The sequence below is a fragment of the Pseudomonas sp. TAE6080 genome, from assembly GCF_018732265.1.
Lineage (GTDB): Bacteria > Pseudomonadota > Gammaproteobacteria > Pseudomonadales > Pseudomonadaceae > Aquipseudomonas > Aquipseudomonas brenneri.
This window is the reverse complement of sequence record NZ_JAHIDY010000011.1, coordinates 144,264-160,492: the sequence shown is the minus strand read 5'-3', so window position 1 is coordinate 160,492 and position 16,229 is coordinate 144,264. Positions and strand designations below refer to the sequence as shown.

General features: G+C 60.9%; 15 protein-coding genes and 1 pseudogene. 13 read left to right on the top strand and 3 right to left on the bottom strand.

All coding sequences use genetic code 11. From position 1 onward, the window contains the following. Positions 1 to 72 precede the first annotated feature (72 nt). Positions 73 to 345 carry a type II toxin-antitoxin system Phd/YefM family antitoxin gene (locus KL786_RS11075; RefSeq protein ID WP_032862266.1) on the bottom strand — a complete coding sequence of 91 codons (273 nt, stop codon included), beginning with the start codon at positions 343 to 345 and terminating at the stop codon, positions 73 to 75. A gap of 232 nt (positions 346 to 577) precedes the next feature. Between KL786_RS11075 and KL786_RS11070 the strand changes: the two genes are divergently transcribed. Together KL786_RS11070 and KL786_RS11065 are read left to right on the top strand one after the other, a co-directional pair. Next, positions 578 to 832, top strand: a complete 255-nt coding sequence (locus KL786_RS11070; RefSeq protein ID WP_032862265.1) for a lipoprotein — start codon at positions 578 to 580, stop codon at positions 830 to 832. Positions 833 to 862: 30 nt separating this feature from the next. Then, positions 863 to 1,432 carry a lipocalin family protein gene (locus tag KL786_RS11065; RefSeq protein ID WP_215517642.1) on the top strand — a complete coding sequence of 190 codons (570 nt, stop codon included), beginning with the start codon at positions 863 to 865 and terminating at the stop codon, positions 1,430 to 1,432. Positions 1,433 to 1,492: 60 nt separating this feature from the next. Here KL786_RS11065 and KL786_RS11060 read toward each other — a convergent pair whose 3' ends face one another. Further along, positions 1,493 to 1,801, bottom strand: coding sequence for a DUF6124 family protein (locus KL786_RS11060; RefSeq protein WP_065944522.1), 309 nt, complete (start codon positions 1,799 to 1,801; stop codon positions 1,493 to 1,495). Between the two features lie 433 nt (positions 1,802 to 2,234). Continuing rightward, the gene (locus KL786_RS11055) at positions 2,235 to 3,599 is read right to left on the bottom strand and encodes a formimidoylglutamate deiminase (RefSeq protein WP_215517641.1); all 1,365 of its coding nucleotides are present in this window, start codon (positions 3,597 to 3,599) and stop codon (positions 2,235 to 2,237) included. A gap of 147 nt (positions 3,600 to 3,746) precedes the next feature. Between KL786_RS11055 and hutC the strand changes: the two genes are divergently transcribed. From hutC to KL786_RS11005, 11 genes and pseudogenes are all read left to right on the top strand, one after another. Beyond that, positions 3,747 to 4,457, top strand: coding sequence for a histidine utilization transcriptional repressor HutC (hutC, locus tag KL786_RS11050; RefSeq protein WP_252193695.1), 711 nt, complete (start codon positions 3,747 to 3,749; stop codon positions 4,455 to 4,457). Continuing rightward, positions 4,454 to 5,023: a HutD/Ves family protein gene (locus KL786_RS11045; protein WP_215517639.1), complete on the top strand. Its 570-nt coding sequence runs from the start codon at positions 4,454 to 4,456 to the stop codon at positions 5,021 to 5,023. The genes hutC and KL786_RS11045 overlap by 4 nt, the downstream gene beginning before the upstream one ends. Positions 5,024 to 5,327: 304 nt before the next feature. After that, positions 5,328 to 6,998, top strand: a complete 1,671-nt coding sequence (hutU, locus tag KL786_RS11040) for a urocanate hydratase (protein WP_154843434.1) — start codon at positions 5,328 to 5,330, stop codon at positions 6,996 to 6,998. 177 nt (positions 6,999 to 7,175) lie between these two features. Further along, positions 7,176 to 8,633, top strand: a complete 1,458-nt coding sequence (locus tag KL786_RS11035; protein WP_215517638.1) for a purine-cytosine permease family protein — start codon at positions 7,176 to 7,178, stop codon at positions 8,631 to 8,633. 68 nt (positions 8,634 to 8,701) lie between these two features. Beyond that, complete coding sequence (locus tag KL786_RS11030; RefSeq protein ID WP_032862255.1) at positions 8,702 to 9,670, top strand: ABC transporter substrate-binding protein; 969 nt, start codon at positions 8,702 to 8,704, stop codon at positions 9,668 to 9,670. 72 nt (positions 9,671 to 9,742) lie between these two features. Continuing rightward, positions 9,743 to 10,594 carry an ABC transporter permease gene (locus KL786_RS11025; protein ID WP_032862254.1) on the top strand — a complete coding sequence of 284 codons (852 nt, stop codon included), beginning with the start codon at positions 9,743 to 9,745 and terminating at the stop codon, positions 10,592 to 10,594. Continuing rightward, the gene (locus KL786_RS11020) at positions 10,591 to 11,415 is read left to right on the top strand and encodes a quaternary amine ABC transporter ATP-binding protein (RefSeq protein ID WP_050593423.1); all 825 of its coding nucleotides are present in this window, start codon (positions 10,591 to 10,593) and stop codon (positions 11,413 to 11,415) included. Before KL786_RS11025 ends, KL786_RS11020 begins: the two co-directional genes overlap by 4 nt. A gap of 154 nt (positions 11,416 to 11,569) precedes the next feature. Then, the gene (locus tag KL786_RS11015) at positions 11,570 to 13,093 is read left to right on the top strand and encodes an HAL/PAL/TAL family ammonia-lyase (RefSeq protein ID WP_215517637.1); all 1,524 of its coding nucleotides are present in this window, start codon (positions 11,570 to 11,572) and stop codon (positions 13,091 to 13,093) included. 20 nt (positions 13,094 to 13,113) lie between these two features. Further along, positions 13,114 to 14,652 (top strand): histidine ammonia-lyase, encoded by a 1,539-nt coding sequence (hutH, locus tag KL786_RS11010; RefSeq protein WP_215517636.1) that lies wholly within the window; start codon positions 13,114 to 13,116, stop codon positions 14,650 to 14,652. Between the two features lie 26 nt (positions 14,653 to 14,678). Further along, a pseudogene (locus KL786_RS29550) lies at positions 14,679 to 14,765 on the top strand (outer membrane lipoprotein carrier protein LolA); the annotation flags it as partial. Positions 14,766 to 14,808: 43 nt separating this feature from the next. Beyond that, positions 14,809 to 16,218: an L-histidine transporter HutT gene (locus KL786_RS11005; protein ID WP_032862253.1), complete on the top strand. Its 1,410-nt coding sequence runs from the start codon at positions 14,809 to 14,811 to the stop codon at positions 16,216 to 16,218. Positions 16,219 to 16,229 lie beyond the last annotated feature (11 nt).

Below are 16,229 nucleotides of genomic sequence, written 5' to 3'. Positions count from 1 at the left end.
CTGACAGTCACGACCTCAAATCCGGTAACTGTCAGATGAAGTCTGAGTTTCTACAAATAACAACTCGATAAGTCATTGAGCTTCGTCCTGATCCAGTTCAGCGAACACGTCCTCCATATCCTGAAACTGGCCCAGCTCAATTTGTCGGTTGCCCAGTGCCAAAAGCTTCAACAGCGCCATTGTTTCCGCTTGCTCTTCAAAGCTCTTCACATCCATTACGACTAATTTGGCCTCACCATTTTGGGTGATGACCAGCGGTTCGCGGCTTTCTGTGAGGTTCTTGACGATCTCTGCGGTATGGCTTTTCAGGTAACTGATCGGTTTTATCTGGGATGAAAATTTCATTGCATGACCCCTACGCGAAATTCGGACTGATTTTAGTCTTAATTTAGTTGCTTCTGGTCTGTTCAATCAGCCTGATCGACGAAAGGCGGCGATCTACTCGTTTAAAAATTTTCGAAAAAGGCCATTTTGTAGAAAAAAGAAATACCACCCCCTTCCGGGAACCAGACCCCCCTTTTCCCTTCTAAGCTTCTGGCAGATCCCCACTGCTGCGTGTCCCTCCAGGAGCTCTACCATGTCGTTACGCCGTATCGCCCTCTTGTGTTTTTGCGTCCTGCTGGCCGCTTGCAGCAAGGTCACCCAGGAAAACTACCAGAAGCTTTCGGCTGGCATGGCCAAGGCCGAGGTGGAGTCATTGCTGGGCAAGCCCACTGATTGTTCCGGCGCGCTGGGCATGTCCAGCTGCACCTGGGGCGACAAAACCAGCTTTATCAGCGTGCAGTACGCCGGTGACAAAGTTCTGATGTTTTCCGGGCAAGGCCTGAAGTAAACCGGGGCGAAAGCCTGCGGGAGAAGAAGAATGATGCGTTTTGTTTTGTACCTTTGCGCCAGCCTGTTTTTGGCAGGCTGCGCCAGCCATTCTGGCGATGATCTGCAACCCAAGACTGTCGGCAGTGTCAACCTCAAGCGTTACCAGGGCACCTGGTACGAGTTGGCCCGCCTGCCCATGTACTTCCAGCGTAACTGCGCGCAGTCCGAGGCGCGTTACTCCCTGCTGCCCGATGGCGACATGTCAGTGTTCAACCGCTGCCTGACCACCGAGTGGAAGTGGGAAGAAGCCAAGGGCACGGCCACGCCGCAAGTCCCGGGCAAGACCGACAAGCTGTGGGTCGAATTCAACAACTGGTTCACCGCGCTGTTGCCGGGCGTGGCCAAGGGTGATTACTGGGTGTTGTACGTCAGCGATGACTACAAGACTGCCATTGTCGGCAGCCCGAGCCGGCGCTACATGTGGCTGCTGTCGCGCACGCCGACTGTCAGCGCCGACACCCGCGAAGACCTGCTCAGCAGGGCGCGCCAGCAGGGTTACGACACCACGCGTTTGATCTGGCGTACGACGGATAAGCAGATGGCCAACACGTCGCAGTAACCTGGCCACGGGTCGATTAAAAAAGGCGGGCTTGCCATACAAGCCCGCCTTTTTTTGCACTCAGGTTTTTGCCCTGGCAGGGTGCAGGCACTCAATCGATTGATCGACGGTGGTCTTGGCCATTTCCAGTAGATGCCACACTGCCAACACCTTCGCCCGCTCGGGGCTCTCCAGCGACTCTGTGCAATCGAGTGCCGTCGCGCAGGCACTGTCCAGCAGGCTGGCGGTATAGAGCAACGCATCTTCGAAGCTCAAGTCTGCGTGGGTGCTGTGAACTTCCCGGGTCGGCAGGTAATGGTCGATGGCGCGGTTGAACGCGGCACGGTCTTTGGCGGGATCACGAGGTGGGTCGGGGACAAGTTTATGCATGGCGAAGCTCCTTGTGAGAATCGGAGCCGGTCCGTCGCGACTAAACGAAGGGTGGCGGCTGTACGCAGGTTAGTCGACCGGCCACAAGGAAATCCGGCGCACCCGAGGGTGCCCTGCGCACAGCCACCATAAAACTTCATGGGACCATGCACCTTGTGATGTACCGGGCGACTAAACCCGATCACTGATGAGCAGTGACGGAGCGCAGGCTAGCCATCGATCCCAACAGACACAAGGCGGCAGGGATTGTCTCGGAAACGTCCTGCAATTTAAAGGGACACGCCTTGCTGGCCCTTTACAAACCATGACCAACACCACCTATCCAATGTGGGAGCGGGCTTGCTCGCGAATGCGGTGGATCAGTTGTCAAGTAGTTGGCTGACCCACCGCATTCGCGAGCAAGCCCGCTCCCACATTTTGTTTTGTGTTGTTCCTAGTTCAGCAGTTCCTTCAGAACCTGCGTGAAGGCCCGGCTGCTTTCTTCCTCGCCAGCATGCCGCCCATCGCGCACCACCCACTGGCCATTGACCAGTACATCGCGCACTTGCCGATCCCCCCCGGCAAACAGCCAGCGGTTGAGAATCCCGTCTTCACTGGCCGTCGCCAGGTACGGATCATTGCCGTCCAGCACCAGCCAGTCCGCACGCTTGCCCACTTCCAGGCGGCCAATCGGTTGCCCCAGCGCCTGCGCGCCGCCGTCCAGGGCGGCGTCAAACAGGGTGCGGCCGACCATCGGTTGATCGCTGCGATACAGCCGGTTACGCCGCTGGTCACGCAGGCGCTGGCCGTATTCCAGCCAGCGCAGTTCCTCGACCACACTCAACGACACATGGCTGTCCGAACCAATCCCCATGCGCCCGCCCTGGGCCAGGAAGTCCACCGCCGGGAAAATCCCGTCGCCCAGGTTGGCTTCAGTGGTCAGGCACAGCCCGGCAATCGCTCGGCTCTGGGCCATCAGCGTGACTTCGTCGGGGTTGGCGTGGGTGGCGTGCACCAGGCACCAACGCTGGTCGACTTCGACATTGTCATACAGCCATTGCAGCGGGCGCTTGCCGCTCCAGGCCAGGCAGTCATCGACTTCCTTTTGCTGTTCGGCGATGTGGATATGCACCGGGCAGGCCTGGTCGCTGGCGGCCAGGACTGCGCTGATCTGTTGCGGCGTTACCGCGCGCAATGAGTGGAAACACAGGCCCAGTTGCTGTGCCGGTTGCGCGGCCACTATCGGTTGCAAACGCGCTTGCAGGTCCAGGTAGTTTTCGGTGCTGTTGATAAACCGGCGCTGGCCTTCGTTCGGCGCCTGGCCGCCAAAGCCTGCGTGGCTGTACAGCACCGGCAGCAACGTCAGGCCGATGCCGCTGCTGGCCGCCGCCAGGCTGATCTGGCGTGACAGTTCGGTGGGGTCGGCGTACGGCTGGCCGCTGACATCGTGGTGTACATAGTGGAACTCGGCGACCGAGGTGTAGCCAGCCTTGAGCATCTCGATATACAGCTGGCGGGCGATGACCTGCAGTTGCTCGGGGCTGATCTGGCCGACCATGCGGTACATCAGGTCGCGCCAGGTCCAGAAGCTGTCATTGGGGTTGCCGGCGACTTCCGCCAGCCCCGCCATGGCCCGCTGGAAGGCGTGAGAGTGCAGGTTCGGCATGCCCGGCAACAACGGGCCCCTGAGCCGCTCGGCACCGTCTGCGCTGGCATTGGCCGTCACGTTGGTCAGCAGGCCATCGGCGCTGACTTCAAGACGTACATCGTTGGCCCATCCATTAGGCAGCAGCGCGCGTTCGGCAAAGAAAGCGGACATGATCAAGGCACCCCGGTCGTGTGTTTATTTGTATATACATATACAGACGTTTGCCTGCTCGGTAAACTCCGGCAATCTATGCATCTTTTCCCCCTGCAAGGATTCCCCGTGCCGACTCCGCCCGCCAAGTCTCCACTGGCTGCCCACATGGACGTAAGTCCGGCGCCCTTGTATGCCCGCGTCAAACAGATGATCAGCCAGCAGATTCTCAACGGCAACTGGCCGCCGCACTATCGCGTGCCGTCGGAAAGCGAACTGGTCAGCCAGTTGGGCTTCAGCCGCATGACCATCAACCGTGCCCTGCGGGAGCTGACCGCCGAAGGCCTGCTGGTGCGCATGCAGGGCGTCGGTACCTTTGTCGCCGAGCCCAAGAGCCAGTCGGCGCTGTTCGAGGTGCATAACATCGCGGATGAGATTGCCTCCCGTGGCCATCGTCACACCTGCAAGGTGATCACCCTGGGCGAAGAAGCCGCCGGGTCCGAGCGCGCCGTGGCCCTGGAAATGCGCGAAGGCGGGCGCGTCTTCCACTCGCTGATCGTGCACTACGAAAATGATATCCCGGTGCAAATCGAAGACCGTTTCGTCAACGCCCTGGTCGCACCGCAATACCTGCAACAGGATTTCACCCAGCAAACCCCTTACGCCTATCTCAACCAGGTGGCGCCACTGACCGAGGGCGAGCATGTGGTGGAAGCCATCCTGGCCGACCCGCAGGAATGCCAGTTGTTGCAGATCGAGGCTGGCGAGCCGTGCCTGCTGATTCGCAGGCGCACCTGGTCCGGTCGCCAGCCGGTGACGGCAGCGCGGTTGATCCACCCGGGTTCGCGTCATAGCCTCGAAGGGCGTTTCAGCAAATGACTGCGGTAAAGGTCTGGCGCGCCGCTGATTACGTGCGCATGCCGTGGAAAAACGGCGGCGGCAGTACCGAAGAAATCACCCGGGACGCAGGCCACGGCCTGGACGGTTTTGGTTGGCGCCTGTCGATTGCCGATATCGCCGAGTCGGGTGGTTTTTCCACGTTTGCCGGCTATCAGCGGGTGATCACCGTGATCCAGGGCGCCGGCATGGTGCTGACCGTAGATGGCGAGGAGCAGCGTGGGCTGTTACCGCTGCAGCCCTTTGCGTTCGGCGGCGAGAGTCAGGTCGCATGCCGCTTGATCACCGGGCCGATCCGCGACTTCAACCTGATCTATGCGCCCCAGCGTTACCACGCACGTTTGCAGTGGGTGGATGGGGTGCAGCAGTTTTTCAGTACCGCGCACACCGTGCTGGTGTTCAGTGTTGCTGATGAGGTGAAGGCGCTGGGCGAAGTGCTGGGCCAGCATGATTGCTTGCAGGTGGACGGTAACACCGGGCTGCTGGACATTGCGGTAACTGGCCGCTGCTGCATCATCGAACTGACCGCCCACATGGGTTATGTATAGGCTACAAAATCTGTTTCCAGTCCCGCACCAAGTTGTTACCGAATGCCCCAGCATGGCGCAATGCCCTGCTTCAGTAGCAATCCTGCGGCACTTCAAAACCCCTCTGTAAGAAATTTCATCAAGCCGAAAAGCCTTGTTTTCCGGGGCTTTCACTCATCTTCAGAAAAATCTCCACCTCGTCCAATCCAAGTTGGCCGCTTGATTGCATATGCTTGTATGTACAAGTAAATATGTGTGCGTAAGAGTCACAGGCAATCCTCTTCGCACCCATCATGTTCGCGCATTGATCGCAGAGGAATTTTTCGTGAGTAAGCCCACCAAGTACCGTGACGTCGAAATCCGCGCTGCCCGCGGTAACAAGCTCACTGCCAAAAGCTGGCTGACTGAAGCGCCGCTGCGCATGCTGATGAACAACCTCGACCCACAAGTGGCCGAAAACCCCAAGGAACTGGTGGTCTACGGCGGTATCGGGCGTGCGGCGCGTAACTGGGAGTGCTACGACCAGATCGTCGAAAGCCTGACCCACCTCAATGACGACGAAACCCTGCTGGTGCAATCGGGTAAGCCGGTCGGCGTGTTCAAGACCCATAGCAATGCCCCGCGTGTGCTGATCGCCAACTCCAACCTGGTACCGCACTGGGCCAGTTGGGAGCATTTCAACGAACTGGATGCCAAGGGCCTGGCCATGTACGGCCAGATGACCGCCGGCAGCTGGATCTACATCGGCAGCCAGGGCATCGTCCAGGGCACTTACGAAACCTTCGTCGAAGCCGGTCGCCAGCATTACAACAGCGACCTGACCGGCCGTTGGGTGCTCACCGCCGGCCTGGGCGGCATGGGTGGCGCACAACCGTTGGCCGCGACCCTGGCCGGTGCCTGCTCGCTGAACATTGAATGCCAGCAGGTCAGCATCGACTTCCGCTTGAACAGCCGCTATGTCGACGAACAAGCCAGCGACCTCGACGACGCCCTGGCGCGCATCGCCAAGTACACCAAGGAAGGCAAGGCCATCTCCATTGCCCTGCTCGGCAACGCTGCTGAAATCCTGCCTGAACTGGTCAAGCGCGGCGTACGCCCGGACATGGTCACCGACCAGACCAGCGCCCACGACCCGCTCAACGGTTACCTGCCGGCTGGCTGGACCTGGGACCAATACCGCGCGCGCGCCAAGACCGAACCGGCGGCGGTGATCAAGGCTGCCAAGCAGTCGATGGCCGTACACGTCCAGGCCATGCTGGACTTCCAGAAGATGGGGGTTCCAACCTTCGACTACGGCAACAACATCCGTCAGATGGCGCAAGAAGAAGGCGTAGAAAATGCCTTCGACTTCCCGGGTTTTGTACCGGCCTACATCCGCCCGTTGTTCTGCCGTGGCATCGGCCCGTTCCGTTGGGCGGCACTGTCGGGCGACCCGCAGGACATCTACAAGACCGACGCCAAGGTCAAGGAACTGATCCCCGACGACGCCCACCTGCACAACTGGCTGGACATGGCCCGCGAGCGCATCAGCTTCCAGGGCCTGCCGGCGCGTATCTGCTGGGTTGGCCTGGGCCAGCGCGCCAAGCTAGGTTTGGCATTCAACGAAATGGTGCGCAGCGGTGAGTTGTCGGCACCGGTGGTGATCGGTCGTGACCACCTGGACTCCGGCTCGGTTTCCAGCCCGAACCGCGAAACCGAATCCATGCAGGACGGTTCCGACGCCGTGTCCGACTGGCCTCTGCTCAATGCCCTGCTCAACACCGCCAGCGGCGCGACCTGGGTTTCGCTGCACCACGGTGGCGGCGTAGGCATGGGCTTCTCCCAGCATTCGGGGATGGTGATTGTCTGCGACGGTACCGATGAAGCCGCCGAGCGGATTGCGCGGGTGCTGCATAACGACCCGGCTACCGGGGTGATGCGCCATGCCGATGCGGGCTACCAGATCGCGATCGACTGCGCCAAGGAGCAGGGCCTGAACCTTCCGATGATCAAATAACGGCTGGCTCGGTTCCTGTGGGAGCCGGGCTTGCCCGCGATGGCATCACTGTGGTCTGCCTGACAGACCGCGTCGTGCGTATCGCAGGCAAGCCAGCTCCCACATTTGACCTGCTGTGTACACAAGACCTGTTTTATCCGCATCACCGAATAACAATCCATCAGAGGTTGAACACCCATGGCTGCAAATGACGCTCGTGCAAGCTCCACCCCGTTGATCGAAAGGCGTTCGATCGACTACATCCCGGAAGCGGAAAGACACGGTCGTCTGTTCAGCCAGTTCACCTTGTGGATGGGCGCCAACCTGCAAATCACCGCGATTGTCACCGGGGCCCTGGCCGTGGTGTTGGGCGGTGATGTGTTCTGGTCGTTGATCGGTCTGTTGATCGGCCAACTGCTGGGTGGCGGCGTGATGGCGTTGCATGCGGCGCAAGGGCCAAGGCTCGGCCTGCCGCAGATGATCTCCAGCCGGGTGCAGTTCGGTGTGTATGGCGCGGCCATTCCGATCGTGCTGGTGTGCTTGATGTACCTCGGTTTCACTGCAACCGGGACGGTGCTTTCCGGCCAGGCGCTGGGTCAGTTGTTTGGGGTCAGCGACAGTGTCGGCATCCTTATCTTCGCCAGTATCATTGTGCTGGTCACGGTGCTCGGTTACCGGGTGATCCATTTCATCGGGCGTGTTGCCAGCGTCATTGGCGTGATTGCCTTTGTCTACCTGTTCAGCCGCCTGATGAGCCAGACCGACATTGGCGCACTCCTGCAAATCCGCCACTTCAGTTGGAGCAGTTTTTTGCTCGCGGTGTCGCTCGCGGCCTCCTGGCAAATCGCCTTCGGCCCTTACGTGGCGGACTATTCGCGCTACCTGCCGAGCAACACGTCTTCGGTGAAAACCTTTCTGGCCGCAGGCGCAGGCTCGGTCATTGGTGCGCAGGTGGCGATGATCCTCGGCGTGTTTGCCGCCGCCATGTCCAACGGGCAATTTGCCGGTAACGAAGTGGCCTACATCGTGGGGCTGGGTGGCACGGGGGCCACGGCGGCGCTGCTGTACTTCAGCATCGCGTTCGGCAAGGTCACCATCTCCACGCTCAATTCCTACGGCAGCTTCATGTGCATTGCGACCATTGTCAGCGGCTTTCGGGGGCGCATGGAGGTGACGCGCTTGCAGCGCCTGGCTTTCGTGTTGCTCATCGTCGGTGCTGCGACCCTGATCGCGTTGCTCGGCCAGCACTCGTTCTTCAGTGCGTTCAAGTCCTTCATCTTGTTCTTGCTGGCGTTCTTTACGCCCTGGAGCGCGATCAACCTGGTGGATTACTACTGCATCACCCGCGATCGCTATGACGTGCCGGCCTTGGCCGACCCGAACGGTCGTTACGGCCGATGGAACCTGCTCGGTATCAGCGTCTATGTGTTCGGTGTGCTGGTGCAATTGCCGTTCATCGCCACCAAGTTCTACACCGGCCCCCTGGTAGCTGCCCTGGGGGGTGTGGATATTTCCTGGATCATCGGCCTGGTACTGCCAGCAGCCTTGTATTACGTGTGTGCGAAAAAATGGCACGGCGCAATTCCGCAACGACTGATCCTGCCGGTAGAGCAGGGCGCTGCACCAACAACAACCGGGCAGCTTGCACAAGCCTGATGGGACGTGGACGAGGCAGGATGCCTTTTGACTGCCGTAATCCATTTCATGATTGGGAGCGTCACACAATGAAAATGCATAAGACCCTGCTGACCCCATTGCTCGCCGCAGGTTTGCTCACCGCTGCTGGCGCCTCTCAGGCAGCCGGTTGGTGCGAGTCGGGCAAACCGGTGAAATTCGCCGGCCTGAATTGGGAAAGCGGCATGTTGCTGACCGATGTCCTGCAAGTGGTCCTGGAAAAAGGCTACGACTGCAAAACCGATAGCCTGCCGGGCAACTCCATCACCATGGAAAACGCCCTGGGCAGCAACGATATTCAGATCTTCGCCGAGGAGTGGGTTGGCCGCAGCGAAGTGTGGAAGAAGGCCGAGAAGGCCGGCAAAGTCGTGGGTGTCGGCGCGCCCGTGGTTGGTGCTGTTGAAGGCTGGTACGTGCCACGCTACGTGATCGAAGGCGACGCCAAGCGCAAGCTCGAAGCCAAGGCGCCGGACCTGAAAAACATTGCCGACCTGGCCAAGTACTCTGCGGTATTCAAGGACCAGGAAGAGCCGTCCAAGGGCCGCTTCTACAACTGCCCGGCCGGCTGGACGTGTGAGCTGGATAACAGCGAAATGCTCAAGAGCTACGGCCTGGAAAGTTCCTACACCAACTTCCGCCCAGGCACCGGCCCGGCACTGGATGCGGCGGTGCTGTCGAGCTACAAGCGTGGCGAGCCGATCCTGTTTTACTACTGGACGCCAACGCCGCTGATGGGCCAGGTGGACCTGGTCAAACTCGACGAAAAACCTGGCGTGGATAAAAGCGTGACCATCAAGGTCGGCCTGTCCAAGACCTTCCACGAGCAAGCCCCGGAACTGGTGGCGGTGCTGGAAAAGGTCAACCTGCCGATCGACCTGCTCAACCAGAACCTGGCGCGCATGAGCAAAGAGCGCATTGATTCGTCGAAGCTGGCGAAGATTTTCCTCAAGGAACACCCGGAAGTCTGGCACGCCTGGGTCAGTGAAGACGCAGCCAAGAAAATCGACGCGGCCTTGTAGGCACAGTGCACCCGGCTACCCTGAAAAGGCAGCCGGGCACCCGGCCACACTCCACTGGATCGAGAGCACGTTATGTTTCCTGAGAGTTTTACGTTTTCCATCGCCGACTGGGTCAACGGTTGGGTCGATGCATTGGTGACCAATTACGGCGATGTGTTCCGGCAGATTTCCGACACCTTGCTGTGGGCCATCGTCAACCTGGAAGGCCTGCTGCGCATGGCGCCCTGGTGGCTGATGCTGGCGATTGTCGGCGGCGTTGCCTGGCACGCCACCCGCAAGGTAGTGACCACGGCGGTAATCGTCGGCCTGCTGTTCCTGGTCGGCGCGGTCGGCCTGTGGGACAAGCTGATGCAGACCCTGGCGCTGATGCTGGTCGCGACCGTGATCTCGGTGTTGATCGGCATCCCGCTGGGCATCCTTTCGGCACGCAGCAATCGCCTGCGCGCGGTGCTGATGCCGTTGCTGGACATCATGCAAACCATGCCCAGCTTCGTGTACCTGATCCCGGTACTGATGCTGTTTGGCCTAGGCAAAGTGCCAGCGATTTTCGCCACGGTGATCTACGCCGCACCGCCGCTGATTCGCCTGACCGACCTGGGCATTCGCCAGGTGGACCGTGAAGTGATGGAAGCCATCAATGCCTTCGGTGCCAACCGCTGGCAGCAACTGTTTGGTGTGCAACTGCCGCTGGCCCTGCCGAGCATCATGGCGGGGATCAACCAGACCACCATGATGGCCCTGTCGATGGTGGTGATCGCCTCGATGATCGGCGCCCGTGGCCTGGGCGAAGACGTACTGGTCGGTATCCAGACCCTTAACGTTGGGCGCGGCCTTGAAGCCGGCCTGGCGATTGTGATTCTCGCTGTGGTCATCGACCGCATTACCCAGGCCTATGGCCGTCCACGGCATGAGGCGAGCAAATGACCACTGTCAGCAAGATCGAAGTGAAAAACGTATTCAAGATTTTCGGTGCGCGGGACAAGGAAGCGCTGGCGCTGATTGGCCAGGGCAAGACCAAGGACCAGGTGCTGGCCCAGACCGGTTGCGTGGTGGGCGTCAATGACTTGTCCCTGAGCATCGGTACCGGCGAGATCTTTGTGATCATGGGCCTGTCGGGCTCCGGCAAGTCCACGCTGGTGCGCCACTTCAACCGCCTGATCGACCCCACCAGCGGTGCGATCCTGGTGGACGGTGAAGACATTCTGCAACTGGACATGGACGCCTTGCGCCAGTTCCGCCGGCACAAGATCAGCATGGTGTTCCAGAGCTTCGGCCTGCTGCCGCACAAGAGTGTGCTGGACAATGTGGCCTATGGCCTGAAAGTGCGTGGCGAAACCAAGCAGGTGTGCACCGAGCGCGCGTTGCACTGGATCGAAACCGTGGGCCTGAAGGGCTACGAAAACAAATACCCGCACCAGCTGTCGGGCGGCATGCGCCAGCGCGTGGGCCTGGCACGGGCCCTGGCGGCCGACACGGACATCATCCTGATGGACGAGGCGTTCAGCGCCCTCGACCCATTGATCCGCGCCGAGATGCAGGACCAGTTGCTGGAACTGCAAAAGACCCTGCACAAGACCATCGTGTTTATCACCCACGATCTGGACGAGGCCGTGCGCATCGGCAACCGCATTGCGATCCTCAAGGACGGCAAGCTGATCCAGGTCGGCACGCCGCGGGAGATTTTGCATTCGCCGGCGGATGAGTATGTGGACCGCTTTGTTCAGCGGCGGGCGGCGGTGGTCTGAGGCCGAGCCTTGTGGTGAGTTGGCTGGCGCTATCGCGGGCAAGCCCGCTCCCACATTTGATCGGGTTCACACAGTACAAATGTGGGAGCTGGCTTGCCTGCGATGAGGCCGGCAAGGCGGTAGGGAATTCAAGGTGTGTATGAAGAGGTCAACGATGTCCCAGGCTAAAAAAATCATCATCGCCGACACCCCGCTGCACTGGCAGGACGTGGTCGCCGTCGCTCGTTTTGGCGCAGAGCTTGCGCTGTCGGGCCCGGCCTGGGCACGCATCGACAACGCCCAGGCCATCGTGCAGCGTATCGTCGCCAGCGGCGAACGCGCCTATGGCGTCAACACTGGCCTGGGCGCCTTGTGCAACGTGTCGCTCAAGGGCGAGCAACTGAGCCAGCTGTCGCGCAACACCTTGCTCAGCCACGCCTGCGGTGTCGGCGTGCCGCTGAGTAATGAACAGACCCGCGCAATCATCTGTGCGGCGATCATCAACTACAGCCAGGGCAAGTCCGGCCTGCATCCGCAGGTGGTGCATTCGCTGCTGGCGCTGCTCAACCACGGCATCACTCCACAGGTTCCGTCCCAGGGGTCGGTGGGCTACCTGACCCATATGGCACATATCGGCATTGCCTTGCTGGGCGTGGGCAATGTCAGCTATCGGGGTCAGATCGTTACGGCCCAGGCGGCGTTGGCCGCCGAAGGCCTACAGCCAGTGGTACTCGGTGCCAAGGACGGCCTGTGCCTGGTCAATGGCACGCCGTGCATGAGCGGCCTGAGCTGCCTGGCCCTGGCCGATGCCCACCATTTGCTGCAATGGGCCGATGTGATCGGGGCCATGAGCTTTGAAGCACAGCGCGGGCAGATCGACGCATTCGACGAGCAAATCATCGCCCTCAAGCCGCACCCCGGCATGCAGCAAGTGGGGATCAATTTGCGTGCGCTGCTCGACGGCAGCGAAGTGATTGCCGCGAGCAAGGGCATTCGCACCCAGGACGCGTTGAGCATCCGCTCGATCCCCCAGGTCCACGGTGCTGCCCGCGATCAACTGGAGCACGCCACCCGGCAGATCGAGACCGAGCTCAACGGTGCCACCGACAACCCTTTGCTGCTGGGCACGCCGGACAGCTACCGCGTGGTCTCCCAGGCCAACCCGCACGGCCAGTCCGTAGCGCTGGCGGCGGACATGCTGGCCATCGCCATGGCCGAAATCGGCTCCATCGCCGAACGCCGCCTGGATCGCCTGATCAACCCCCATGTCAGCGGCCTGCCGGCCTTCCTGGTGAGCAACCCTGGCGTTAACTCGGGGATGATGATCGTGCAGTACGTTGCCGCTTCCCTGTGTGGGCAAAATCGCCAACTGGCGCAGCCGGCGGTGCTCGATAACTTCGTCACCTCGGGCCTGCAGGAAGACCACCTGAGCATGGGCACCAACGCCGCGCTCAAACTGCATGCGGTGCTGGACAACGTCACCCAGATCCTCGCCATCGAATACCTGCTGGCGGCCCAGGCCTTTGAGTTTCTCAAGGAACAAGGCTTCGGCGCCGGTACCCACACCGCCTGGCGCCTGCTGCGCGAGCAGGTCCCGGCCTATGAGCAAGACCGCTGGCTGGCGCCGGATATCGCGACCACTGCCAAGCTGCTCAAGAACACGGATTTGCTGAACCACGCTTTACCGAATGTGCACTGAACCCTATTTCAAAAAGGAGCATGAATGTGACTGCGCTAAATCTGATTCCAGGCCAACTGAGCCTTGCCCACCTGCGAGCCATCTACCAGCAGCCGGTGACCCTCAGCCTGGATGACAGCGCCACGGCGCAGATCGAAGCCAGTGTGGCCTGTGTGGAGCAGATTCTCGCCGAGAACCGCACCGCCTACGGCATCAACACCGGTTTTGGCCTGCTGGCCTCGACCCGTATCGCCAGCGAAGACCTGGAAAACCTCCAGCGTTCGCTGGTGCTGTCCCACGCCGCCGGCGTAGGCGAGCCGATCAGCGACGCGCTGGTGCGTTTGGTGATGGTGCTCAAGGTCAACAGCCTGAGCCGTGGTTTTTCCGGGATTCGCCGTCAGGTGATCGATGCGCTGATCGCGCTGATCAATGCCGAGGTCTACCCGCATATCCCGCTCAAGGGTTCGGTGGGGGCTTCCGGTGACCTGGCGCCTCTGGCCCATATGTCCCTGGTGCTGCTGGGTGAAGGCAAGGCCCGCTACAAGGGCCAATGGCTGGAGGCGACCGAGGCGCTGAAAATTGCCGGCCTGACGCCACTGACCCTGGCAGCCAAGGAAGGTCTGGCGCTGCTCAACGGCACCCAGGTGTCCACTGCCTATGCCCTGCGCGGTTTGATTGAAGGCGAAGACCTGTTCGCCGCAGCCATCGCGTGTGGCGGCCTGACCGTGGAAGCGGTGCTGGGCTCGCGCTCGCCGTTTGATGCGCGCATTCACGCGGCCCGTGGCCAGCGTGGGCAGATCGACGCCGCCGCCGCTTACCGCGACCTGTTGGGTGACAGCAGCCAGGTGTCCCAGTCCCACCAGAACTGCGACAAGGTGCAAGACCCGTACTCCCTGCGCTGCCAGCCACAAGTCATGGGCGCCTGCCTGACCCAGTTCCGCCAGGCGGCCGAAGTGCTGGTGGTCGAAGCCAATGCGGTCTCGGATAACCCGCTGGTGTTTGCGGCCGAAGGTGATGTGATTTCCGGCGGTAACTTCCACGCCGAACCGGTGGCGATGGCCGCTGACAACATGGCCCTGGCCATTGCCGAGATCGGTTCCCTGAGCGAGCGCCGCATCTCGTTGATGATGGACAAGCACATGTCGCAACTGCCGCCATTCTTGGTGGGCAATGGCGGGGTGAACTCCGGCTTTATGATCGCCCAGGTGACGGCTGCGGCCCTGGCCAGCGAGAACAAGGCACTGGCCCATCCCCATAGCGTCGACAGCCTGCCGACCTCCGCGAACCAGGAAGACCACGTGTCCATGGCGCCGGCTGCTGGCAAGCGTTTGTGGGAAATGGCTGAAAACACCCGTGGAGTTCTCGCCGTGGAATGGCTGGCCGCGTGCCAGGGCCTGGATTTGCGCGACGGCTTGAAAACCTCGCCGAAGCTGGAAAAAGCCCGTGGCATCCTGCGCGCCAAAGTGGGGTTCTATGACAAGGACCGCTTCTTCGCTCCGGATATCAATGCCGCCAGCGAGCTGCTGGCCAGCCGCTGCCTCAACGAGCTGGTACCCAGCAAGCTGCTGCCAAGTTTCTAACCACAAGGCCCCCTGTAGGCGCGAGCTTGCTCGCGAAAATCGTTAACGATGACGCGGGAAACCTGACACCCCATAGCGTTCTCAGGTTTTTCGCGAGCAAGCTCGCTCCTACAAAGGGGAGCGTTTTCCCTGCATAACAATAATTAGGGACGAGAAATGCACCAGCAAGCACAAGGTCTAAAACGCGGACTGACCGCCCGCCATATTCGCTTCATGGCACTGGGGTCGGCGATCGGCACCGGGCTGTTCTACGGTTCTGCCTCGGCCATCCAGATGGCTGGCCCGGCGGTGCTGCTGGCCTACCTGATCGGTGGCGCTGCGGTGTTCATGGTGATGCGCGCCCTCGGCGAGATGGCCGTGCACAATCCGGTCTCCGGCTCGTTTGGTCAGTACGCCAGCACCTACCTGGGTCCGATGGCCGGTTTTATCCTCGGCTGGACCTACGCCTTTGAAATGATCATCGTCTGCCTGGCGGACGTCACCGCCTTCGGCATCTATATGGGCTTCTGGTTTCCCGAAGTCGCGCGCTGGGTCTGGGTACTCGGGATTGTCCTGCTGATCGGCGGGCTGAACCTGTGCAACGTCAAAGTGTTTGGCGAAATGGAGTTCTGGCTGTCACTGCTCAAGGTCGCGGCGATTGTCGCGATGATCCTCGGCGGCTTCGGCATCATGCTGTTTGGCGTGCATTCGGCCGGTGATGCGCCAGCCAGCGGGTTGAGCAACCTGTGGGCCCATGGCGGCTTCATGCCCAATGGCGTGGGTGGCCTGATCGCGTCCTTTGCCGTGGTGATGTTTGCTTTTGGCGGCATCGAGATCATCGGCATTACCGCCGGTGAAGCCAAGGACCCGCAACGGGTCATCCCCAAGGCCATCAATGCGGTGCCGCTGCGCATCCTGCTGTTCTACGTGCTGACCCTGTTTGTGCTGATGGCCATCTACCCATGGCCGCAGATCGGCAGCCAGGGCAGCCCGTTCGTGCAGATCTTCAGCAACCTGGGGATTGGCTCGGCGGCGACCATCCTTAATATCGTGGTGATCTCGGCGGCAGTCTCGGCCATCAACAGTGACATCTTCGGCGCAGGCCGCATGATGTACGGCCTGGCCCAGCAAGGGCAGGCGCCCAAGGGCTTTGCGCAACTGTCGCGCCACGGCGTGCCATGGATGACCGTAGTGGTGATGGGCGCGGCGCTGCTCGGCGGGGTGGTGTTGAACTACCTGATCCCGGAAAACGTGTTCCTGGTGATTGCCTCGATTGCCACCTTCGCCACGGTGTGGGTGTGGCTGATGATCCTGGTCACCCAGGTGGCGATGCGCCGCTCGATGACCAAGGAACAGGTCGCTGAACTGAAATTCCCGGTACCGTTCTGGCCTTACGCGCCGGCGGCGGCCATTGTGTTCATGCTGTTTATTTTTGGCGTACTCGGCTACTTCCCGGACACCCAGGCCGCGTTGCTGGTTGGCGCCGCGTGGATTGTGCTGCTGGTCGTCGCCTATCTGCTGTGGGTCAAGCCCGCAGCCGGGCAAGCTGCCAAGGTTCATTACGACCCGGCTTTGTCTCACCGATAACTTAAAGGGAG